Raw genomic sequence first — 22,234 nt, forward strand, 5'->3', positions numbered from 1 at the left:
TTTTCGCGACCGGAACGCGGGTCAGCGGAGGGAGGACTCGATGCCGGCGATGCGCGCCTGCTCGTCGAAGCGGAAGGTCGCGGTGCCGGTGGCATCGGCCACCTCGGCGCCGGAGAAGGACTCGTCCGTCCAGGTGAGGGTCCAGCCGGCGAGCCGAGCGAGGTCCCACACCGAGGTGCGCGCATCGGAGAGCGCCGTGCCGGACAGGATCCGAGGCAGGGCCACCACCGCCTCCGCGACCGTCAGCGGGGGCAGCGGCGCGTCGAGCAGGAACACCGCACGCGTGCCGTTGCCCACCGGCGCGGAATAGTACGGGGCGCGGCCGGTGAGCTCGACGGCGACCCCTCCGATGGTGTGCGCCGCCTGCGCGATCCAGTCCTCGTCGCCCGAGGCATCGGCGGGGAACGGGACCTCGGCCGCGGTCAGCTCTGCGATGCCGTGCTGCTCGCCGTACGCACGCAGCTGAGCGGCGATGCCCTGCGGGTCGCCGCTCGGGTGTGCCCAGGCCCACAGCAGCGAACGGGGTCCGGGGGCGATCGTCGCCACGAGGTGCGACCGGGTGGCGAGCTGGCGGGACGGGTCGTCGTTCGCCGTGAAGGTCAGGGTGCCGGCGGCCATGTCCGCATCCCAGCGATGGTCGCCGAGGGCATCGGCAGCGGCGGAGAGGGCATCCTGACGAAGCGCGACGAAGAGCGCGGCACGGTCGGCGAGGGGCTGGAGCGCGGCGAAGGTCATGCCGACAGTCTCGCCGGAGATGCTATGAATCCGCCAGTGCGGGCGACGCGGCGACGCCGTCCGGGCGCCCCATCCGCCACACGCTCGGCACGGCCAGGGTCACCAGGGCGATCACCGCATAGACCGCGCCGGAGGTGACCAGCACGGTCGCGGGATCGGCGTGCGTGATGAGCCAGCCGTACACGAGCGTGCCGATCGGCATCACCACGAAGCTGCCGAGCATGTCGTAGCTGGCGACGCGGGACAGCTTCTCGCCGGGGATGTTCTCCATCATCGCGAGGTTCCAGCCGGTCGAGAACACCTCGGCGCCTGCCCCCGCGATGAACGCGGCCATCGCGAGGAGCACGACGGCGGGGTGCACGCCGAGCACGGTCAGCGGGATCGCGAAGGCGGCCATGCCGATCATCCCGTAGCGCAGCGGCCGCCGCAGCGGGAACCACATCAGCAGCAGGGTCATCAGCAGGACGCCGGCGCCCTCCGCGCTGACGACCCATCCCCAGCCGCTGATGCCGAGCCGGTCGTCGTTCTTCGCGATGTAGGGCCCGACGACACCCCAAGCACCGACATGGATGGCGTTCATCACCATGAAGGCGAGCACGATCGTCCACAGCCAGGAGCGGCTCCAGAACTCCTGCCAGCCGACGCGCAGATCGTGGAACATCGTGGTGCCGCCGCCGTGCGCGGGTGGGGGGAGCTTCACGAGGGCGAGCACCGGGATCGCGATCACCCACCCGGCGGCCTGGACCACCATCGCCCATGCGGGCCCTGCCGTCGCGACGAGGATGCCCGCGATGATCGGGCCGCCGATCGTGACCGCCGACCGCACGAAGGAGAGCATCGCATTCGCCTGCTGCAGGTGCTCGGGCGTCGTCAGCTGCGGGATGATGCCCTGCATCGCCGGCAGCACGAACGCCGTCGACGCGCCGTTCACGACCGAGAGCACCGCGATGAGGGGGACGGTGGCGGTGCCGGTGAACAGGAGGGCCGCGATCGTGCCGATGGACAGGATGTCGACGACGTAGCAGGCCTGGATGATGAGGGCGCGCGGCAGGCGGTCGGCGATCACACCACCGAACAGCACGAAGACGATGTTGCTGACCGTGAACGCGGCGAGGACCAGCGAGAGGGATCGCGCGTCGTTGTCGATCTCAAGCACCGCGAACGCCAGGGCGATCGACGACATCGAGCCCGTGACCATGGTGATCGCGCGCGCGAGGAAGAACCAGCGGAAGTTGCGGTCCTGCATCGCGGCGAGTCCGCGGATCATGTCCCGGCCTCGCTCCTGCGCATCCGTCCATCCTGCCACGGCCGACGGGCGCGGGACTCGGCGCCGTCAGGCCGCTGTTCCGCGACGCGCGTCAGTAGCTCGACCGACGGGCGTCGTCGGTTCCGCGGAAGCGCGCGGCGAGGGACTCGGAGGCGCGGGCGAGGAGAGCCACGTCGGCACCGACGGCCACGAAGTCCGCGCCCGCCGCGAGGTACGCGTCGGCGGCGGAGGGGTCGAAGGCGTTCACGCCCACCGGCTTCCCTGCGCCCTTGACCGCGGCGAACACCGACTCGACGGCGGCGACCACGTCCGGATGCGTCTGCTGTCCGAGCAGGCCCATCGACGCCGACAGGTCGGAGGGGCCGACGAACACGGCGTCCACTCCGTCGACCGCGGCGATGTCGGCGGCGGCCTCGACCCCGGCGACCGTCTCGATCTGCACGGTGAGCGACACGTGCTGCGCGGATTCCTGCAGGTAGCGGTCGACGCGGTTCCAGCGGGCGCTGCGGGCGAGAGCGCTGCCGACCCCGCGGACACCCTCGGGGGGATACCGGGTCGCGGCCACGGCGGCCCCGGCCTCGTCGGCGGACGACACCATGGGGACGATGAGGTTCTGCGCGCCGAGGTCGAGCACCTGCTTGATCGCGACCGCGTCGTTGAACGGCACCCGGACCAGCGGGGTGACCGGGTAGGCCGCGACCGCCTGCAGCTGCAGCAGCACGGACTCGAGCGTGTTGGCCGAGTGCTCCATGTCGATGAGCAGCCAGTCCAGTCCGGAGCCGGCGGCGACCTCGGCGAGCAGCGGGCTGCCGGAGCACACCCACATCCCCACGAAGGGGTGGTCGGACGCGGCGAGCTGCTCGCGGAAGGACGGATCTAGACGAAGCGGCATGTGATGGTCCCCATCGGTCCGTAGTCGCACAGCACCTCGTCGCCGCGCGACACCCACATCGGGCGTGTGAACGATCCTGCCAGGATGATCTCGCCCGCCTCCAGACGCGCGCCGTGCTGGTGGAACTTGTTCGCCAGCCACGCGACTCCCGTGGCGGGGTGACCGAGCACGCCGGCGGCGACGCCGGTCTCCTCGATCTCCCCGTTGCGGGAGAGGACGCCGGGAACCCACCGCAGGTCGATCTCGTCCGGGCGCTTGCGCACCGTCCCCAGCACCATCGCCCCGTAGGCGGCGTTGTCGCTGATGGTGTCGACGATCGTGCGGCCCTCGAGCTCGATGTGCGAGTTGAGCACCTCGAGGGCCGGCACGGCGTAGTCGATCGCGGCGAGGGCGTCCTCCAGCGTGCAGTCGGGGCCCTCCAGCGGTTCCTTGAGCACGAACGCGAGCTCGACCTCGATGCGGACGTTGGAGAAGTGATCCGTGGGGATCTCCGCGCCGGACTCGTACACGGTGTCGTCGAACATGACGCCGTAGTCGGGCTCGGTGATCCCCGTCGCCTGTTGCATGGCCTTCGAGGTCAGGCCGATCTTGCGCCCCACGAGCCGGCGGCCGGCCGCGACCTGCGAGTCCCGCCACACGCCCTGGATGGCGTACGAGTCCCCCACGGTCGCCTCGGGGTACCGCGCCGTGATGCGCGGGATCACCCCGTGCGTGCGGTCGGCCTCCGCGAGCTCCGCCGCGATCTGCGCGATCGTCTCCTCAGACAGCATCCGTGACTCCTAGAGCTGGTGGCCGAGCTTGTACTCGCCCTGCTTGTACTCGGGCATCGAGGTCTCGCCCTCGTCCGCGCGGGTGTAGGAGAAGCCGTCGGCGCCGATCGTCACGGCCATCTCGCTGGAGTCCGTGCGGGCGACGACGGGCTGCGGGTTGCCGTCGAGGTCGAGCACGAGCGAGGCGTCGGTGTACCAGGAGGGGACCACCGGGGTGCCCCACCAGTCACGGCGCTGGTTGTCGTGCACGTCCCAGGTGACGACCGGGTTGTCCGGGTCGCCGGTGTAGTAGTCCTGCGTGTAGATCTCGACGCGGTGCCCGTCGGGGTCGCGCAGGTAGAGGTAGAACGCGTTGGAGACGCCGTGCCGGCCGGGGCCGCGCTCGATGGCGTCGGAGCGGCGCAGCGCCCCGAGCTTGTCGCAGATCGCGAGGATGTTGTGCTTCTCGTGCGTCGCGAAAGCGACGTGGTGCATGCGCGGACCGTCGCCGCCGGTCGCTGCGGTGTCGTGCACGGTGGGCTTGCGACGCATCCAGGCGGCGTACACGGTGCCCTCGTCGTCCTGGATGTCCTCGGTCACGCGGAAACCGAGGTCCTGGTAGTGGCGCACCGCGCGCGGCACGTCGGGGGTGACCTGGTTGAAGTGGTCGAGGCGCACGAGCTCACCCGGGGTGTGCAGGTCGTACCGCCAGGACAGGCGCTCGACGTGGTCGGTGGCGTAGAAGAACTCGTACGGGAAGCCGAGCGGGTCGACGACGCGCACGGAGTCGCCGATGCCCTTCACGAAGCCGTTCTCCTGACGCCGGACGTCGCAGCCGAGTTCGGTGTAGAACTCCACGGCGCGGTCGAGGTCCTCCGCCGAGCGCACCCGGTACGAGAACGCGGCGACCGCGGCGATCGGTCCCTTGCGCAGCACGAGGTTGTGGTGGATGAACTCCTCCGTGGAGCGCAGGTAGATCGCCTCGTCGTCCTCTTCCGTCACGTACAGGCCGAGGATGTCGACGTAGAACTGGCGGGAGGCGGCCAGATCCGTCACGACGATCTCCATGTAGGCGCAGCGCAGGATGTCCGGCGGGGTGCTCTTCGGCGTCGCGACGGGGTTGTCGGAGTGGATCGGAGCCTCCTGGCTCACGTAGTACCCCGAGGAGGTCAGGGTCATGTCTTCGCGGTGTGTCATGTCAGCGTCCTTGCTTGAGTTCCCGTCGCGATATGTCAGCCATTTCGGGGTGAAACAGCTGACATATCGCGACCGGAGCGGGGTGGGTCAGGCCTTGCCGAAGGTCGGGTTGTGCGGGGTCGAGGCGAGCGTGATGTGCACGCTCTGCTGGTCGGTGTAGAAGTCGATGGAGCGGTAGCCGCCCTCGTGGCCGAGACCGGACGCCTTCACACCGCCGAACGGCGTGCGCAGGTCGCGGACGTTGTTGCTGTTCAGCCACACCATGCCGGCCTCGACGGACTGCGCGAAGTTGTGCGCGCGCTTGAGGTCGTTCGTCCAGATGTAGGCCGCGAGTCCGTACTTGGTGTTGTTCGCCAGGGCCAGCGCCTCGTCGTCGGAGTCGAAGGGCGTGATCGCGACGACCGGGCCGAAGATCTCCTCCTGGAAGATCCGGGCGTCGGGGGAGACGTCGGCGAACACGGTCGGGGCGACGAAGTTCCCCTCCTCGAAGCCCTCGGGTCGACCGCCGCCGGCGACGAGGCGACCCTCGGTCTTGCCGATCTCGACGTAGCTCATGACCTTGTCGTAGTGCTCCGGGTGGACCAGGGCGCCGACCTCGGTCTCCGGGTCGTGCGGGTAGCCGACCTTGACGCGCTCGGCCTGCGCGGCGTACCGCTCCACGAACTCCTCGTAGATCGAACGCTCGACGAGGATGCGGGAGCCGGCGGTGCAGCGCTCGCCGTTGAGGGAGAAGACGCCGAAGATGGTGGCGTCGACGGCGGCTTCCAGGTCGGCATCGGCGAAGACCACGGCAGGGGACTTGCCGCCGAGCTCCATGGACAGGCCCTTGAGGAACGGAGCGGCGTTGCCGAAGATGATCTGGCCCGTGCGGCTCTCACCGGTGAACGAGATCAGCGGCACGTCGGGGTGCTTCACGAGCGCATCGCCGGCGTCTTCACCGAGGCCGTTGACGAGGTTGAAGACGCCCTTCGGGAGCCCGGCCTCCTCGAAGATGCCCGCCCACAGCGAGGCGGAGAGCGGTGTGAACTCGGCGGGCTTCAGCACGACCGTGTTGCCGGTCGCGAGCGCGGGGCCGAGCTTCCACGACTCCAGCATGAACGGCGTGTTCCACGGCGTGATGAGTCCCGCGACGCCGATCGGCTTGCGGTTGACGTAGTTCATCTGCTTGCCGGGCACCTTGAACGCGTCATCGGCCTGCGCGACGATCAGGTCGGCGAAGAAGCGGAAGTTCTCGGCGGCGCGACGGGCCTGGCCGAGCGCCTGCGTGATGGGCAGACCCGAGTCGTAGGACTCGAGCTCCGCCAGACGCGCGTCACGGGACTCCACGATGTCGGCGATCCTGTGCAGCACCCGCGAGCGCTCGCGGGGGAGCATGCGCGGCCACGGGCCCTCGTCGAACGCGCGCTTCGCGGCGGCGACGGCCAGCTCGATGTCGGCCTTCTTGCCCGCGGACGCCGTCGTGTAGGTCTGGTTCGTCACGGGATCGAGCACGTCGAACGTGTCGCCGTCGATCGAGTCGACGAAGGCGCCGTCGATGTAGTGCTGGATGTGGTCCGGCAGGTCGGCTGGGATGCGGGAGTCGGTCATGATGCTTCTCCTTCGGCGGGAACGGAACGGGTGTGAAGGGCGTCGAGGAACGCGTCCCTCGTGCGCCACCGGTGGTTGCGGGCGGCGAGCTCGATCTCCAGCGGCTCGGCGCCGTCGCGGATCAGCTCGAGGATCTGGGTGTGCTCGTCGACCGAGTGGTGAGCTCGTCCGGGCACGTACGCGAACGTGGTGTCGCGGATGCCGGACAGCCGGGCCCAGCCGCGGTGCACGAGGTCGAGCAGGTGCGGGTTGGGGCACGGCTCGAACAGCACGGAGTGGAACTGGCGGTTCAGCTCGGTGAAGGTATGCGGGTCGAAGTGATCGAGGAGGCGGCTCATCCGGTCGTTGACCTCGGCGGCCTGTGCGAGCGCATCCGCATCGAGCAGCGGAGCGGACAGCGCGGTCGCCGCCCCCTCGACCAGCCCGAGCGTCTGCATCGTGTGCGCGTACTCTCCCTCATCGACGAGGGTCACGCGGGCGCCGACGTTGCGCTCGAAGGTCACGAGTCCCTCGGCCTCCAGTCGGCGGATGGCCTCGCGCACCGGGACGACGCTCATCCCGAGCTCCTCCGCGATCGGGCCGAGCACCAGGCGGTAGCCCGGGCCGTAGGCGTGCGCGGAGATGCGCGAGCGGATCCACGTGTACGCCTGCTCCGACTTGCTGGCGCTTTCGACCGTGCTCACTTCGTGTCCGTTCCGGTGCCCGTGGCCTGCTCGTAGCGGGCGCGCCACTCGGCATTCATGGGGAACAGGCCGTCGACGGGGTGCCCTGCGGCGACCTGCTCCGCGATCCAGGCGTCCTCGATCTCCTGGGCGACGGCGGCGGCGGCCACCTCCGCAGCGAGGGCTGGGGGGATCACGATGACGCCGTCGCTGTCGCCGACGATGATGTCTCCGGGCTGCACGGTGGCGCCGCCGCACGAGATCGTGACGTCGACGTCCCACGGCACGTGCTTGCGGCCGAGCACCGAGGGGTGCGCCCCCTGCGAGAAGACGGGCAGTCCGATCTCGGCGACCGCCTCGAAGTCGCGCACGCCGCCGTCGGTCACCACGCCGGCCGCGCCGCGGGTCGTCGCGCGCAGGGCGAGGATGTCGCCGAGCGTGCCGGTCGTGGCATCGCCGCGGGCCTCGATCACGATGACCTCGCCGTCGGCGACCGCGTCGAAGGCGCGCTTCTGGGCGTTGTAGCCGCCCCCGTGGCTGGCGAAGAGGTCCTCGCGGAAGGGGACGAAGCGCAGGGTCTTCGCGACGCCGACGATCTTCACGCCCGGCAGGTTCGCGGAGACGCCGTCGATGAAGCAGGAGTGGTGGCCGCGCTTGCGAAGCTGTGCGGAGAGCCCGGCCGTCGGCGCCTCGAGGAGCTGGGCACGCAGCTCGGGATCGATCGCTGGCACCGGCTCCTCGGCGGGAAGGCCCGCCTCCTCGCGGGAGCCCCAGGCCTCCGTGCGCTGCAGGTCGTCCACGGCGGGGAGGGACCCGATGGTGCCGTCGAAGGGCGTGTCGCCCTGGACGACGGTCGTGACCAGCCGTCCCGAGCTCGGCGCACCGGGGGCATCAGGCGCGTCCACCTCGACCTCGACCACATCGCCGGGCACGATCACGGAGGAGCCGGCCGGGGTGCCGGTGAGGATGACGTCGCCGGGCTCGAGCGTGAAGTGCTGGGAGAGATCGGCCACGAGCTGTGCGAGCGGGAAGATGAGTCCCGCGGTCGTGTCGTCCTGGCGGAGGTCTCCGTTCACCCACGCGCGCACCCGGAGGGCGGCCGGATCGACCGAGCGGGCGTCGATGAGCTCAGGGCCGAGCGGGGTGTAGCCGTCGCCGCCCTTGGATCGGACGTTCGAGCCCTTGTCGTTCGCGCGGAGGTCGTACAGCCCCAGGTCGTTCGAGGCGGTGACCCAGCCGACGTGGGACCAGGCCTCCTCGAGCGGGACGCGACGAGCGGCGGTGCCGATGATGAGCGCGATCTCGCCCTCGAACGCGAGCAGCTCCGTGCCGGCAGGGCGCTCGACCGTGCCGCCGGAGACGCCGACAGAGCTCGCCGGTTTGAAGAAGTAGGAGGGGGCGGCGGGTCGCCTGCCGCGCTGATCTGCACGAGAGGCGTAGCTCAGGTGGATCGCGATGATCTTTCCGGGGCGGCTGATGGTGTCCGTCACGGGGCGCCTCCTCGCGCTCGACTGCGTTGTGCTTCGGACGCTTGTGCGTCGTATCCGAAATCATATATTATCGGGTCACCCCTCGGCAAGCACTTCGGATTCACGTCCGCGCACGCCGTGACAATGCGGTCACAACAAAAGGAGACACCCCATGAGCGGGCAGTCACAGGCTGGGTTCACGCCCACCGGAACCATCGCGACAGCGGCCGATCGGCGCCGCGTCGTCTTCGCCACGGTCGTCGGCACCACGGTCGAGTGGTACGACTTCTTCATCTACGCGACAGCGGTCGGACTCGTGTTCGGTCAGCTGTTCTTCGCGCCGCTCGGTGCCGACAGCGCGCTGATCGCCTTCGCGACGGTCGGCGTCAGCTTCCTGTTCCGTCCGCTCGGTGCGTTCCTGGCCGGTCACTTCGGAGACAAGCTCGGACGCAAGGCCGTCCTCATGTGGACGCTGATCCTGATGGGTGCGGCCACCGCACTGATCGGTCTGCTGCCCACCTACGAGACCATCGGCCTCACGGCCCCGATCCTGCTGGTGCTGCTCCGCATCATCCAGGGCATCTCGGCGGGCGGTGAGTGGGGCGGTGCGGTGCTGATGGCCGTCGAGCACGCCCCGCGCACGAAGCGCGGCATCTTCGGGGCGTCCCCCCAGATCGGCGTGCCGCTCGGACTCCTCCTGGCGTCCGGAGTCATGGCCGTCATGACCGCGATCGCCCCCGGCGACCAGTTCCTCACGTGGGGCTGGCGCGTGCCGTTCCTGCTGAGCGTCGTGCTGATCCTCGTCGGCTACTACGTCCGCCGCCGCGTCGAGGAGAGCCCGGTCTTCACCGAGCTCGCCGAGCGCAAGGAGAAGGCGAAGATGCCGATCGTGCAGCTGTTCCGCAAGCACCTGCTGCTCGTCATCATCGCGGCCCTCGTGTTCGCGGGCAACAACGCCGTGGGCTACATGACCACGGGCGGATACATCCAGGGCTACGCCACCGACCCGGAGGGGCCGATCGGGCTCGAGCGCGGTCCGGTGCTCTGGGCGGTCGCCGGCTCGGCTGTCACCTGGCTGCTCACGACACTGCTCGCCGGCTGGGTGTCCGACCGGATCGGCCGCCGCTCGACGTACATCATCGGCTGGGCGCTGCAGCTCATCGGCGTGTTCACGCTGTTCCCGCTCGTGAACACCGGTTCGATCGGCCTGCTGTTCGCCGGGCTCGCGATCCTCACGGTCGGACTGGGCTTCACCTACGGCCCGCAGGCGGCGCTGTACACGGAGCTGTTCCCGGCGAGCATCCGCTTCTCGGGTGTCTCGATCTCCTACGCGATCGGCGCCATCGCCGGCGGTGCCTTCGCGCCGACCATCGCCACGGCCATCGTGCGCGCGACCGGGTCGACGCAGGCCGTCACCTGGTACCTCGCAGGTATGACCGTGCTGGGCCTGATCGCGACGCTGCTGCTGCGCGACCGCTCGGGCATCCCGCTCGGTCCGGATCACGAGGAGGAGCAGTCCGTCAGCCCGATCCGCGGACTCGCGAAGGCCTGACGCACGCATCCTCCCCACGCTCCCGTCGCACTTCCTGTCGCCTGCGCCCGATCCTTTCCGACAGAAAGTGCGACGGGAGCGTGCTTTGTGCGGGAGCGGGTGCAAGGGGCGTGGAGGCGGTCAGCCGTCCAGGGCCTCGCGGATGACGGCGGCGGACTGCCGGAGCCGCGCGGCGATCGCGGCGTCGTCCAGGTCGGTCGCGACGTGCACGACCGCGATCGCCGCGGGGCGCTGACCGCGCAGGATCAGGGGGACCGCGACCGACTGCACGGTGGGGATGACCTCGTCGTGGCTGGTCGCGAAGCCGCGGGCTCCGGTCGTGTCCACCTCGGCCGCGAGCGTGGCCGAGACCCCGGAGGGCCAGTCCGCGGTCGGCACCTGCGCCAGGATCGCCTTGCCCGGCGCCCCCACGGTCACCGGATGCCGCGCCCCGGGGCGCTGGGCCACGCTGGCCACCGCGTGGCGGGGTTCGACGCTGGCCAGGGTGATGCACTCGGCGCCGTCGAGCACCGCGAGGAAGCACGTCATGCCGAGCTCGTTCGCGATCGCCGTGAGCTCGGGGAGGGCCTCGGCCTGCAGGTCGTGGGCCACGCCGGCGGCGAGCGCGGCCATGCGCGCGCCCAGGCTCACGGCTCCGGCGGCGTCGCGCGAGACGAGACCGTGGTCCTCCAGCGTCCGCAGCAGGCGATAGGCGATCGAGCGGTGCACGCCGAGGTGCGTCGCGAGTTCGTCGATCGACAGGGCTCCGTGCGCATCGGCGAGCACCTCGAGCATCCGGATGCCGCGGCTGAGCGTCTGCGAGGCGGGGGAGCTCGTCGCGCTGGTGTCGGGCATGGTCGTGCTCCTTGCGGTCGCGGACAGGGCGCATTAGTCTGTGTTCAATAGTAGAACAGTGTGTTCGAATATAGAACACTCAGTTTCAGGGCGCAACACCCGACGAAGACGTCCGGAAGGAATCGACGACGATGCAGTTCCACCACCACGGCTATGTCTCCGCAGACCCCCGCGTGCAGGATGCGGCCGGTGTCGGCGTCGACCGGCCGACCGACCTCCCCGATGAGATCGACGTCCTCATCGTCGGCTCCGGTCCCGCCGGCATGCTGCTCGCCGCGCAGATGTCGCAGTACCCCGACATCGCCACCCGCATCATCGAGAAGCGCGAGGGCCGTCTCCCGCTCGGCCAGGCCGACGGCATCCAGCCGCGCAGCGTCGAGACGTTCCAGGCCTTCGGCTTCGCGGAGCGCATCATCGCCGAGGCGTACAACATCGGCTGGATGAACTTCTGGGGCCCGAACCCCGAGAATCCGCGCGAGATCGTGCGGACCACCCGGACCGCCGACTACGCGTACGACATCTGCGAGTTCCCGCACCTGATCGTCAACCAGGCGCGCGTGCTCGACTACTTCGCCGAGGCGGCGGCGCACGGACCCGGCCGCATCGTCCCGGACTACGGGGTCGAGTTCGCCGGGCTCACCGTGCACGCCGACGGGGAGTACCCGGTCGAGGTGCGGATCCGCTACGTCGGGGGAGAGCGTGCCGGCGAGGAGCGCACGATCCGGGCGAAGTTCGTCGTCGGCAGCGACGGCGCCCGCAGCGGCGTGCGTCAGGCGATCGGCCGCACGCATGTCGGGGCCTCCGCCGCACATGCCTGGGGCGTGATGGACGTCCTCGTGAACACGGACTTCCCGGACTGGCGCACCAAGTGCGCGATCAACTCCGAGGCCGGCAACATCCTGCACATCCCCCGCGAGGGCGGCTACCTCTCGCGCATGTACATCGACCTGGGCGAGGTCGCGGAGGACGATGACCACCGCGTGCGGCAGACGCCGATCGAGGAGATCATCCGCAGGGCGAACGAGATCCTGCACCCGTACACGCTCGACGTGAAGCAGGTCGCCTGGCACAGCGTGTACGAGGTGGGCCACCGCGTCACCGACGGGTTCGACGACGTGATCGACGACTCCGGCCGCACACCGCGCGTGTTCCTCACCGGTGATGCCTGCCACACGCACAGCGCCAAGGCCGGGCAGGGGATGAACGTCTCGATGCAGGACGGCTTCAACCTCGGCTGGAAGCTCGGGTCCGTGCTCACCGGCCGTGCCCCGGAGAGCCTGCTCGCCACGTACGGTGCCGAGCGCCGCCCCGTGGCCCAGCAGCTCATCGACTTCGACCGCGAGTGGTCGAGCCTGATGGCGCGCAAGCCCGAGGAGATCTCCGACCCCAACGAGCTCGCGACGTACTACCTCGCCACGGCCGAGTTCCCCTCCGGGTTCATGACGCAGTACACCGCCTCGATGATCACCGGAACCGACGCGCACCAGGGGCTCGCCGCCGGTTTCCCGCTCGGCAAGCGGTTCAAGTCCGCCGAGGTCGTCCGGGTCGGCGACGGCAACGTCGTGCACCTCGGACACCACGCCAAGGCGGACGGGCGCTGGCGCGTCTACGCGTTCGGCGACCGCACCGGGGAGGCGCTCGCCGCCTGGGCGGCAGAGTCCGAGCCGGTGTTCGCCCGATACACCCCGGCCGACGCCGATGCGGATGCGGTCTTCGACGCGAAGGCCGTGTACCAGCAGCCGTTCGAAGAGGTCGAGGTCACCTCGAGGCCGGCGCTGTTCCAGCCGAGGACGGGACCGCTCGGACTCACGGACTGGGAGAAGGTCTACGCGGCCGGGCCCAGCAAGTGGTGCGACACGGACATCTTCGACGCGCGGGAGCTCTCCCGTGACGGGGTGGTCGTCGTGGTGCGGCCCGACCAGTACGTCGCGGCCGTGTTCCCGCTCGGTACGACCGCCGAGCTCGACGGCTTCCTGCGGGGGGCCTTCCTCCCGGTGCGCTGAGCCCTTCGACATGACAGCTGTCATGTCGAAGAGATGACACCGCCCTCCGGTCCCGTCGTCGCTGCGGGACGAGGCTGGAGGCATGAACGACTCCTCCATGGACGGTCCGGCGACGCAGACCGTCGCGCGACCGGCGCCCGCCTCCCCGACCGCTGAACCCGTGGTGCTCGAACTGAGCGCCGTGACCCGCCACTTCGGCTCCGGCGACCGCCGCGTGCAGGCCGTCGCCGGGGTGGACCTGTCCATCCGGCGCGGGGAGGTCGTGGCGCTGCTCGGTCCGAACGGCGCCGGCAAGACGACCACGCTCGACATGCTGCTCGGGCTCACCGACCCCAGCACGGGCACCGTCCGCGTTCTCGGGGGGACGCCGCAGCGGGCCACCGCGAGCGGCGCGATCGGCGCCGTGCTGCAGACGGGGGGACTGCTCGGAGACCTGACCGTGGGCGAGACGGTCCGGCTGATCGCCTCCCTCTACGGCGCGGAGGCGCTCGGACGGGTCGACGACGTCATGGTGCGGGCGGACCTGGGACGGCTCGCCCGGCGACGGGTGTCGAAGTGCTCCGGGGGTGAGCAGCAGCGGGTGAAGTTCGCGCTCGCGATGCTCTCCGACCCGGACATCCTCGTCCTCGACGAGCCCACGGCCGGCATGGACGTCACGGCGCGGCGGCGGTTCTGGGACGTGATGCGCGCGGACGCGGACGCCGGGCGCACCATCGTCTTCGCCACCCATTACCTCGAGGAGGCCGAGCAGTTCGCGCGTCGGACGGTGGTCATGCACCGGGGAGCGGTCGTCGCGGATGCTCCGACGGCGCTGCTGCGGGCGAGCCTCGGGGAGCGGACCGTCTCGGCCACCGTGGACACGGCCCCCGCCGAGCTCGCCGGCAAGCTGCGGGCGACCGAAGGGGTCACCGCGGTGCGGGTCGACGGCGATCGTCTCCGCGTCCGCGCCACCGATTCCGACGCCGCCGCCCGCCTCCTCCTCGACAGCGGCGCCCACGATCTCGAGATCGCCGCTCCCACCCTCGAAACCGCCTTCACGGCCCTCACGGAGAACTGACATGCTCGTCTCGCCCACCATGCTGCGCATCGAAGGCATCCGCCAGCTGCGCAATCCCTACACGCTCGCGTTCACCCTGGCGATGCCGGTCGCGATGTACCTGCTGTTCGGCGCGGGGATGGGCTACGGCTCGCTCTCCGCCGGCCACGGCAACGTGTCGTTCTACGTCATGACGTCGATGGCCGCATACGGCACGGCCGTCGCGATGAGCTCGCTGACCTCCCTCGCCGCGACCGAGGCCAAGCAGGGGTGGGGGCGCCAGCTGGCGATGACTCCGCTCACCACGGCGGGGTATGCGCTGACCAAGCTGCTCACTGCCGTGTCCTTCGCCGCGCTCGCCCTGGTCGCGGTGTTCGCGGCCGGGATGATGACCGGTGCTCAGGCCGAGGACGCCTGGCGGTGGGTCGCCACGGCGGGCATCGTGCTCGGGCTGGGGCTCATGTACGGCCTGTTCGGCCTCGGCGTCGGGCTCTTCTTCAGCTCGGATTCGGCAGCGGCACTGGCATCCATCTCGATGACCTTCTTCGCGTTCTTCGGGAACGTGTTCATGCCCCTGGACGGGGTGATGCTCGACATCGCCCGGTTCACGCCGCTGTACGGCTTCGTCTCCCTGAGTCGGTGGCCGCTCACCGACGGCGTGCTCACGACAGGGCAGACGGATGAGCTGTGGATGCTGCTGCTCAACGTCGTGGTCTGGCTCGCGGTGTTCGCGGCGCTCGTGGCGATGGGCATGAAGCGCTCGCGCGCGCGCCAGTAGGCGACGCGGTGACGGTCGGCGACGACAGTAGGTTGGACGGATGACGCAGCACGCCACCCCCGGAGGGCCGGAGTCCGCTCGGCGATCCCGCGACGCGGCCGACCTCGCGGCCCTCGGTGCTCCTCCGGGGGCCTGGTCCGCACCGGGGGCGCGGGTGGCCGACGCGGCGACCGGCAAGGACCCCTGGGCGCGGTTCGGCTGGCTGATGGCCGTGATCTGGCTGGTGTTCCTGGTCTACCCGGTCCTCGCCCTGCTGCATTCCGAGGCCTCGCTGGCGTGGATCGTCGTCGGGTGGATCGCGCTGGTCGCGTTCATCGTGCTCTACGTCACGGGCTTCATGCACGGCATGCGCGGTGGCGGAGGCCTGGGGCGGCCCCCGTCGCTGCGGCAGTGGATCACCTTCGCCGCGCTCATCGGATGCGCTCTCGTGTCCGTGCCGGCCGAGGGCGGCTCCGCGCTGAGCTTCCTGCCCTTCGTCATGTCGTTCGCGTCGTACGGCCTGACCCGGGTGTGGCACTGGATCACGACGGTCGCGGCCGTCGCCGTGACCGCCCTGTGCGTGTTCCTGCTTCCCGGCGGCATCGACTACCTGTCGATCCTCGCGATCGTCGCGCTGCTCGGAGTGGTGAACACGGTCTCGACCTGGCTGATCCTCCGCTCGGCGGAGGCGGAGCGGCTCGGTCTGGAGCTGGCGACGAGCGAGGGCCGCGAAGCCGTGGCGCGCGACGTGCACGACCTCATCGGCCATTCCCTCACGGTGGTCGGACTCAAAGCACAGCTGGCGCGGCGGCTCATGGACTCCGATCCGGAGCGGGCGAAGGTCGAGCTCGCCGACATCGAGCGGCTCACCGCGGAGGCGATCGCGGGCGTGCGCTCGACGGTCGCGGGGGCACGGGCGACGACGCTGGTCGAACAGCTCGCCTCGGCGCAGGACGCCCTCCGCGCAGCCGACATCGAGATGCAGCTCGAGGGGGATCCGCGATCGCTGTCCCCGGTGCAGGCGCTCACCGCGAGCTGGATCCTGCGCGAGGCGACGACCAACACGCTCCGTCATGCCCGCGCCCGCACCGTCCGGGTGCGGGTCGCGCCGGGGCTGCTGGTCGTGGAAGACGACGGGATCGGGGTGCAGGCCGCCGAGGGCAACGGCATCCGCAGCATGCGCGAGCGCGCGGCCGCGGCCGGCGCGGGTTTCGCTCTCGGCCGCGTCGGCGCATCCGGCACGCGCGTGGAGGTGAGCTGGTGAGCGAGGCGAACGAGGACGCGGCGATCCGTCTGGTGATCGCGGATGACCAGGCCCTGGTGCGCGGCGCCCTCGGCGCGCTCCTGGACCTCGAGGCGGACCTCACGGTGGTCGGCATGGCCTCGGACGGCGCCGAGGCCGTTCGCCGCGCGGAGGAGCTGCAGCCGGACGTGTGCCTGATGGACATCCAGATGCCGGGCACGGACGGCGTCGAGGCGACCCGCCGGATCCGAGCGGCGAGCCCGGGGACGCGAGTGCTGATCGTGACGACCTTCGCGCGCCCCGGGTACCTGCGGGCGGCTCTGGATGCCGGTGCCAGCGGTTTCCTCGTGAAGGACACTCCCGCCGAACAGCTCGCCGAGGCGGTGCGCCGCGTGCACGCGGGGCTGCGGGTGCTCGATCCGGTCCTCGCCGCCGACAGCCTGTTCGACGGCGCCAACCCGCTGAGCGACCGCGAACGGCAGGTGCTGCGCCTCGCGTCCGACGGGCGTCCGGCAGCCGCCATCGCGGCGGAGGTCTTCCTGTCCGCCGGGACCGTGCGCAACCATCTGTCCTCGGCGATCGGGAAGACCGGGGCGGCCAACCGCACGCAGGCCGTGCGGATCGCCCAGGACAAGGGCTGGATCTGACGACGGCAGGCTCGCGATGCCCGGGCAGCGGTGGCGGGGTGGCGCGACGTCGGTGGCCCCGCGTACGGTGGGCGCCGACGGGCGACGACGCCCGACAGGAGGAGTGCGTGATGGATTGGAAGATCGAGCTCATCTTCGTCCCGGTCGCCGATGTCGACCGGTCGAAGGAGTTCTACGAGAAGATCGGCTTCAACGCGGACTGGGACCACACGCCCACCGAGGGCCTGCGGTTCGTGCAGATGACGCCACCGGGGTCGGCCTGTTCGATCGCGTTCGGCACGGGGCTGGGCATCGACCTCGAACCGGGTAAGCAGAACACGATCCAGGTCGTCGTGCCCGACGCGGACGAGGCTCTGGCGCATCTGCGTGGTCTGGGGGTGGAAGCGCGGGGCGTTCAGGAGCTGGACTGGGGGCGGTTCGTGTCGTTCGACGATCCGGACGGCAACTCCTGGACGCTGCAGCAGCTGCCGGACTACGGCGCGTAGCGGGCTCGCCCGCGTGCGGCGGGCGAGGCCAGGGACTCACTCGGCGTCGGCGACGACCTCGATCTTGAAGCCCGACGCGTTCTCGAGCCAACCGGCGTAGTGCTGGGGCCCGCCGGCGTGCGGGTAGCGGTCCGCATAGAGCGGGCTCCAGCCGTGGGCGGATGCGTCGGCCATGAGCGCGTCCACGGCGTCGCGCGCGCCGCCGTGGAAGGCGAGGTGATTGAGGCCAGCGCGGCGGCGGTCGTGCGCGGGGTCGGACAGGTTCGGCGACGAGGTGAGGGTGAGGTAGGCGCCGCCCGCGGCCCAGGACTCCCCACCGGTCCATTCGTCGTCGAACGAGAAGCCCAACCGGCCGAGCACCCACCGCCATCCGGCGCGCGTCGCGTCGAGGTCGGCGATCCAGAGTTCGACGTGATGGAAGCCAGGCATGATCCGAGTCTGCCAGGAGGGCACCGTGGTGCTGGCCTCAGGCCCGGATTCTCTCGGCTCTGTGTCGGGTGGAGCGCCGGGTGCTGGAAGGGGTGGCGGGCTGTGGGGTGCGCCATTGTCGGGTGGGGTCCCACCAGGCGGGGCCGCGGATGTGGGGGGTGCCGTGGTGCATGCGGATGTCCCATCCGCTGGTGGGGAGGGTGCGGTGGTGGTGCCAGCAGAGGGTGACGCCGTTGTCGGTGTGGGTGGGTCCGCCGCGGGAGTGTTCGGTGACGTGGTGGATCTCGCACCAGGTTGCGGGGACGTGGCAGCCGGGGATGAGGCATTCCCGGTCGCGGAGGGTGATCGCGCGGCGTTGGGGTGCGGTGAAGATGCGGTCGGTGGTGGTGATGCCGATGATGCGGCCGTGCGGGTCGAACAGGACGCGTTGGATGCCGCCGGCGCAGGCGGTGTGCGCGGCGGTGCGGGGGTGGGTGGGGTGTCGATGCCGTCGATGTGCGCCCAGCCGGTGCCGGTGACGTAGTCGTCCGCGGTGATGGAGACCACCAGGGTCGGGGCGGCACCGCCCAGGCGGGGTGCGTCGTCGTGGCGGGCGGCGATGCCCAGCACCGCGGCGAGCGTGTCGTGCTGCCGTTGCGCTCTCGTGCGGGTGTCGACCATCCCCGTCGGGTCCTCCGAGGGAAGAACCCCCTCACCCATCCCATCATCCCCATCCCTGTGGTGCTCGTCGGTGGGGGTGAAGTGGACACCGACCGGGTGGGGTGGACCGTCGACTTTCGGGTTCAGGTATGCATCGAACAGGCGCTGCAACTGTCCCGCGACCTCCGGGAGCAATCGCCCGTGGATCGGGATGGTGCCGTCTTTCACTCTCCCCAGGGTGAGCGCGCGCCCGCGCATCGCGATCTCGTCCGCGGGCTCGGCACCATCCGGGTCGAGATACTGCACGATCACCCGGGACAGCAGCCGCAGATCCTCCGGCGTCGCGGCCGGCCCAGCGTCTCGGTTTCCAGCATCGGCCATATCGGGATTCGCGGCGCTCGTGTCGACTTCTTCCTCGACACCTGCATCACCGGGCGTGTCCGCGTCACCGTCACCGTCTCCGGCGCAGCCGCGGGCATACGCGGCAAGCTCCGCATCCGCGCGGAGCCGGTCGGCGGTGCCGACCCGGGCACCGGCCTGCTCGATCGGCCCGATCGCGGCCAGCAGCCCGGAGACGCCGATCACCCCGTCCAGCAGCGCCTCCCGCAACCCCGGCCACCGCGCCGGCAACCACGCCCCGCTGGACACATCCACCTCCCGGCGCACCGCCCGCGCGGCCGTGACCACCCGCCCCGCACCCGGAGCATCCACCCGCAGCACCCGCTGCAGCAACTCGCTCACCGTCCGACACCCGAACTGTCCGCAGAACGCCGCATCCCCCGACCCCGCCGCCCGCGCCGGCACCGACGCGACCGTCTCGACCACGACCGCGTCCACCCGCCGCTGCACCCGACCCGCGACCTGCAACAACGCCATCTTCGCCTCGTCCGACAGCCCCGCGATCACATCCCCGGCCAGCACCGCATCCAGGTCGATCACGACCTGCTCCAACAGCTCCGCGGGATTGCTCATGCCCCCAGTCAACCCCGGGGCACCGACATTCCCACCCCGAAAAGACCCAGATCAGGCCAATATTCCAGCACCCAAACCGCGATTCCTTTGGGCGTCGCCGCCGCCTCGTTCACCTCGTCGCCACGGACCGGACACCCGGGGCGACTACGGTCGCGACCGACCACGCATTCGAAAGGACCACCCCCGATGAACTCCCCGCTCCACCGGTCGCGCCGAGGGCTGCTCGCCGCCCTCGGCATCGGTGTCGCTGTCGCCGGCCTCCTCGTCGCTCCCGCGGCCCACGCCGCCGACGCGGCGCTCACCGTCGACACCCCGTCCATCACCGCCGACGAGACCGTCACGATCACATTCGACGCCGGGACGGCTGTCCACGATCGCAACTGGGTCGGCATCTACCGCGATGGCGCGACGCCCGGTGGACCGGCCTCGCTCGACTGGCGCTACGTCCCGGAGCAGAGCGGCCAGCTCACGTGGGGGCCGTCCGCACGCGACGGGTGGACGCGCAACACCGCCGACATGGGCGCGGGGGAGTACGACGTCTACCTGCTCGAGGACGACGGCTACACGGTCCTCGCGGGTCCCGTCGATCTGACTGTCACGGACGCGGATGCCGAACCGCCGGTCCCGTCTGCGCAGCCGAAGCCTGAGGTCGACGGCAGGAGCAGCCTCAACGTGCTCTCGTTCAACGTGTGGCACGGCGGTACGCAGGTCGCCGATGGAGCGCGGCAGATCGCCGACATCATCACCCAGACCGACGCCGACGTGACGTTCCTCCCCGAGGTCGGCCAGGCACCCGCGCAGGTCGCGGCGCTCCTCGGATACCAGCACCTCATCGCGACGGACACGGGTGTCGTCTCCCGCTATCCCATCATCTCGACCGACACCATCGGCCGGTGGTGGTCGAAGGCGGTCATCGACGTCAACGGCTCCGAGGTCGTCGTGTACGGCGGACACCTGGAGTACCGCTGGTACACGACATACCTCCCGCGCGGCTACGGAGGCGAGATCCACGGCGACTGGCCGGCCGGGTGGAACACCTGGGACAAGCTCGATGCGCCGGTGACGGACGTCGAGGCCATCCTCCAGGCGAACGAGCAGTCCGGCCGTCCCGCCGCCGCGGCCGAGCTCGTCGCCGACATCACCACTGAGCGCGCCGCCGGACGGCTCGCCGTCGTCGGTGGCGACTTCAACGAACCGCCGTCGCAGGACTGGACCGCGGCGACCGCCGGCCTGTTCGACCACAACGGGGTTGTGATCCCCTGGCACACGACGCAGACGCTCCTCGACGGCGGGCTGGTCGACGCCTTCCGCACGGTGCACCCCGATCCGGTGGCGAACCCCGGCTTCACGTGGCCGTCCGACAACCCGCTGTTCCCGACGTCGTCCTTGACCTGGGCACCCGAGGCCGATGAGCGCGACCGCATCGACTACATCTTCGCGACCCCCGACGCGCGACTGTCGATCGACGGGGCATCCGTGGTGGGCCCGCAGTCGACGATCGTGCGCGATCAGCGGGTCGACGACGACAGCGCGGACGAGATCCTCACGCCGGACGCCGTATGGCCGTCCGACCACAAGGCGGTCCTGGCGAACTTCACGATCTGCGACGGCGGATGCACGGAACCGGAGCCGGAGCCGGAGCCGGAGACGCCGCGCCTCGAGCTCGGTGGGACCTCCGCCGTCGCGGGTGGTGCTGTGGTCGTCCTGGGGACGGGATTCGCGCCCGGCTCCGAGCTGCGCGTCGAACTCCGCTCCACGCCCGTGCTGCTCGGCACGGTCACCGCCGATGGGACGGGCAGCTTCCGCGCGACGATGACCGTGCCCGCGGACACCGTGCCCGGAGCGCACAGCCTGGTCGTGGTCGATCCGGACGGCGTCGAGACCTCGACGCCGCTCACGGTCACCGCGGCTGCCGGCGGTGGCGACCCGGGCGCAGGCGGACCCGGGGACGGCGCGGGTGGAAGCGCGCCGGGCGCCGGTGGGGCCGCTGCTCCCGTACCGGGGAGCGGATCCGACACGGGAGCCGCGAGTTCGCTCGCCGCGACCGGAGCGGACAGCCTCCCCTTCCTCCTGGGGGCCGTTCTCCTGCTCGGAACCGGACTCGGGCTCGTCGTTCTGCGGCGGAGGCGTCGTCTCGGATGACGAGTAGGGCGGTGCCGGGCGGATCGTGTCGTCCGGCGCCGCGTGCCCCGCACCAGCCGGGTTCCGTCAGCTGATCGGGGTCGCCCCGCCGGAGACCACGATGCCTCCGGTCTCGGGGATCGCCACGAGCAGCTCACTGGGACGCCCGACGTGCCGGCCCTGGCGGATGCGGACGGAGGTGCCGGGGAAGCCCTGCGCCCGGAGATACGCGCCTGTCGAGGCGGCGGCCGAACCCGTGGCCGGGTCCTCGGTGATGCGTCCCACCGGGAACAGATTCCTCGCCTCGAGGTCGGCCGGGTCCTCCCCGTAGAGCACGGTGACGGTGCCGAGCCAGCCCTGTTCCCGCATGAGCGCGGCGACCTCCGGCGGCGAGAACCGGAACTGGTGGAAGACCTCGCGATCGGCGATGACCAGGATCGGATGCCAGTTGCCCGCGAACGACTCGCGCGCCGGGAAACGCGGATCGAGGTCGGAGGGGACGAGTCCGAGCAGGTCGAGGAGCCGGTCGCGCACGCGGACGTCGAGGTCTCGCACCTGTGGTTCCACGCTCGTGAACGACACGGTCACGCGCCCGTCGGCATCCGCGAAGGACTCCATCGAGATCGATCCGGCCGCGGTCTCGAACACCACCGTGCCGGCACCGTCCCGCTCAGCGAGCGCCACAGCCGTCGCCACCGTCGCATGACCGCAGAACGGCACCTCGGCTGCCGGCGACCAGTATCGGACCCGGTGGTGTCCGGGGGCGCCGGGCACGGGCGTCGCGAACGCCGTCTCCGCGTATCCGACCTCGGCGGCGATCCGCTGCATCCGCGTCTCGTCGAGCCCGTCTGCGTCGAGCACGACCCCCGCCGGGTTCCCGCCCTCCGGAGTCGCGGCGAAGGCGCTGTAGCGCAGGATCTCGGGGGTCGTCGTCATGCCCGGAGCCTACCGGCCGCGC

The 22,234-nt window shown here is 70.8% G+C and carries 20 protein-coding genes and 1 pseudogene; 8 read left to right on the plus strand and 13 right to left on the minus strand.

Translation table 11 applies throughout. The annotated features are described in order from the left end of the window. Positions 1-21 precede the first annotated feature (21 nt). From CSX12_RS04845 to CSX12_RS04880, 8 genes are all read right to left on the minus strand, one after another. Positions 22-735, minus strand: a complete 714-nt coding sequence (locus CSX12_RS04845) for a DUF6882 domain-containing protein (protein WP_017204102.1) — start codon at positions 733-735, stop codon at positions 22-24. Positions 736-757: 22 nt separating this feature from the next. Beyond that, entirely contained in the window at positions 758-2,002 is a 1,245-nt protein-coding gene (locus tag CSX12_RS04850) for an MFS transporter (RefSeq protein WP_017204103.1), read from the minus strand. A gap of 91 nt (positions 2,003-2,093) precedes the next feature. Further along, positions 2,094-2,894, minus strand: a complete 801-nt coding sequence (locus CSX12_RS04855) for an HpcH/HpaI aldolase/citrate lyase family protein (protein WP_124895028.1) — start codon at positions 2,892-2,894, stop codon at positions 2,094-2,096. Next, entirely contained in the window at positions 2,879-3,664 is a 786-nt protein-coding gene (locus CSX12_RS04860) for a fumarylacetoacetate hydrolase family protein (protein WP_124895029.1), read from the minus strand. The genes CSX12_RS04855 and CSX12_RS04860 overlap by 16 nt, the downstream gene beginning before the upstream one ends. A 9-nt stretch (positions 3,665-3,673) precedes the next feature. Continuing rightward, positions 3,674-4,840 (minus strand): 3,4-dihydroxyphenylacetate 2,3-dioxygenase, encoded by a 1,167-nt coding sequence (hpaD, locus tag CSX12_RS04865; protein ID WP_124895030.1) that lies wholly within the window; start codon positions 4,838-4,840, stop codon positions 3,674-3,676. 87 nt (positions 4,841-4,927) lie between these two features. Then, positions 4,928-6,427: a 5-carboxymethyl-2-hydroxymuconate semialdehyde dehydrogenase gene (gene hpaE, locus CSX12_RS04870; RefSeq protein ID WP_017204107.1), complete on the minus strand. Its 1,500-nt coding sequence runs from the start codon at positions 6,425-6,427 to the stop codon at positions 4,928-4,930. Then, positions 6,424-7,110 (minus strand): GntR family transcriptional regulator, encoded by a 687-nt coding sequence (locus CSX12_RS04875; RefSeq protein WP_017204108.1) that lies wholly within the window; start codon positions 7,108-7,110, stop codon positions 6,424-6,426. Before CSX12_RS04875 ends, hpaE begins: the two co-directional genes overlap by 4 nt. After that, positions 7,107-8,633, minus strand: coding sequence for a fumarylacetoacetate hydrolase family protein (locus CSX12_RS04880; protein ID WP_124895031.1), 1,527 nt, complete (start codon positions 8,631-8,633; stop codon positions 7,107-7,109). Before CSX12_RS04880 ends, CSX12_RS04875 begins: the two co-directional genes overlap by 4 nt. 97 nt (positions 8,634-8,730) lie before the next feature. Here CSX12_RS04880 and CSX12_RS04885 point away from each other — a divergent pair, with 97 nt between their 5' ends. Continuing rightward, entirely contained in the window at positions 8,731-10,110 is a 1,380-nt protein-coding gene (locus CSX12_RS04885) for an MFS transporter (RefSeq protein WP_124895032.1), read from the plus strand. 120 nt (positions 10,111-10,230) lie between these two features. Here CSX12_RS04885 and CSX12_RS04890 read toward each other — a convergent pair whose 3' ends face one another. After that, positions 10,231-10,944 (minus strand): helix-turn-helix domain-containing protein, encoded by a 714-nt coding sequence (locus CSX12_RS04890; protein WP_124895033.1) that lies wholly within the window; start codon positions 10,942-10,944, stop codon positions 10,231-10,233. A gap of 131 nt (positions 10,945-11,075) precedes the next feature. Between CSX12_RS04890 and CSX12_RS04895 the strand changes: the two genes are divergently transcribed. From CSX12_RS04895 to CSX12_RS04920, 6 genes are all read left to right on the plus strand, one after another. Then, positions 11,076-12,947: an FAD-dependent monooxygenase gene (locus tag CSX12_RS04895; protein ID WP_124895034.1), complete on the plus strand. Its 1,872-nt coding sequence runs from the start codon at positions 11,076-11,078 to the stop codon at positions 12,945-12,947. A gap of 82 nt (positions 12,948-13,029) precedes the next feature. After that, the gene (locus CSX12_RS04900; protein ID WP_124895035.1) at positions 13,030-14,004 is read left to right on the plus strand and encodes an ABC transporter ATP-binding protein; all 975 of its coding nucleotides are present in this window, start codon (positions 13,030-13,032) and stop codon (positions 14,002-14,004) included. Position 14,005: 1 nt separating this feature from the next. After that, the gene (locus CSX12_RS04905; protein ID WP_124895036.1) at positions 14,006-14,761 is read left to right on the plus strand and encodes an ABC transporter permease; all 756 of its coding nucleotides are present in this window, start codon (positions 14,006-14,008) and stop codon (positions 14,759-14,761) included. Between the two features lie 40 nt (positions 14,762-14,801). Continuing rightward, positions 14,802-16,004 carry a histidine kinase gene (locus tag CSX12_RS04910; RefSeq protein ID WP_124895037.1) on the plus strand — a complete coding sequence of 401 codons (1,203 nt, stop codon included), beginning with the start codon at positions 14,802-14,804 and terminating at the stop codon, positions 16,002-16,004. Then, on the plus strand, positions 16,001-16,630 hold the full coding sequence (locus tag CSX12_RS04915) for a response regulator transcription factor (RefSeq protein ID WP_124895038.1): 630 nt from the start codon (positions 16,001-16,003) through the stop codon (positions 16,628-16,630). Before CSX12_RS04910 ends, CSX12_RS04915 begins: the two co-directional genes overlap by 4 nt. A 110-nt stretch (positions 16,631-16,740) precedes the next feature. Then, the gene (locus tag CSX12_RS04920; protein ID WP_124895039.1) at positions 16,741-17,115 is read left to right on the plus strand and encodes a VOC family protein; all 375 of its coding nucleotides are present in this window, start codon (positions 16,741-16,743) and stop codon (positions 17,113-17,115) included. A 36-nt stretch (positions 17,116-17,151) separates the two neighbouring features. Here the strand turns inward: CSX12_RS04920 and CSX12_RS04925 are convergent, their stop codons facing one another. From CSX12_RS04925 to CSX12_RS18690, 3 genes and pseudogenes are all read right to left on the minus strand, one after another. Next, positions 17,152-17,544 (minus strand): VOC family protein, encoded by a 393-nt coding sequence (locus CSX12_RS04925; protein WP_124895040.1) that lies wholly within the window; start codon positions 17,542-17,544, stop codon positions 17,152-17,154. A gap of 37 nt (positions 17,545-17,581) precedes the next feature. Then, positions 17,582-18,049, minus strand: a complete 468-nt coding sequence (locus CSX12_RS18900; protein WP_346773348.1) for an HNH endonuclease signature motif containing protein — start codon at positions 18,047-18,049, stop codon at positions 17,582-17,584. A 38-nt stretch (positions 18,050-18,087) separates the two neighbouring features. Then, a pseudogene (locus CSX12_RS18690) lies at positions 18,088-19,155 on the minus strand (DUF222 domain-containing protein); the annotation flags it as partial. 186 nt (positions 19,156-19,341) lie between these two features. Here CSX12_RS18690 and CSX12_RS04935 point away from each other — a divergent pair. Further along, entirely contained in the window at positions 19,342-21,297 is a 1,956-nt protein-coding gene (locus CSX12_RS04935) for an endonuclease/exonuclease/phosphatase family protein (protein ID WP_241160566.1), read from the plus strand. A gap of 66 nt (positions 21,298-21,363) precedes the next feature. Here the strand turns inward: CSX12_RS04935 and CSX12_RS04940 are convergent, their stop codons facing one another. Continuing rightward, entirely contained in the window at positions 21,364-22,212 is an 849-nt protein-coding gene (locus CSX12_RS04940) for a PhzF family phenazine biosynthesis isomerase (protein ID WP_017204048.1), read from the minus strand. Between the last annotated feature and the right edge of the window lie 22 nt (positions 22,213-22,234).

The organism is Microbacterium sp. Y-01 (assembly GCF_003856715.1).
Taxonomy (GTDB): domain Bacteria; phylum Actinomycetota; class Actinomycetes; order Actinomycetales; family Microbacteriaceae; genus Microbacterium; species Microbacterium algeriense.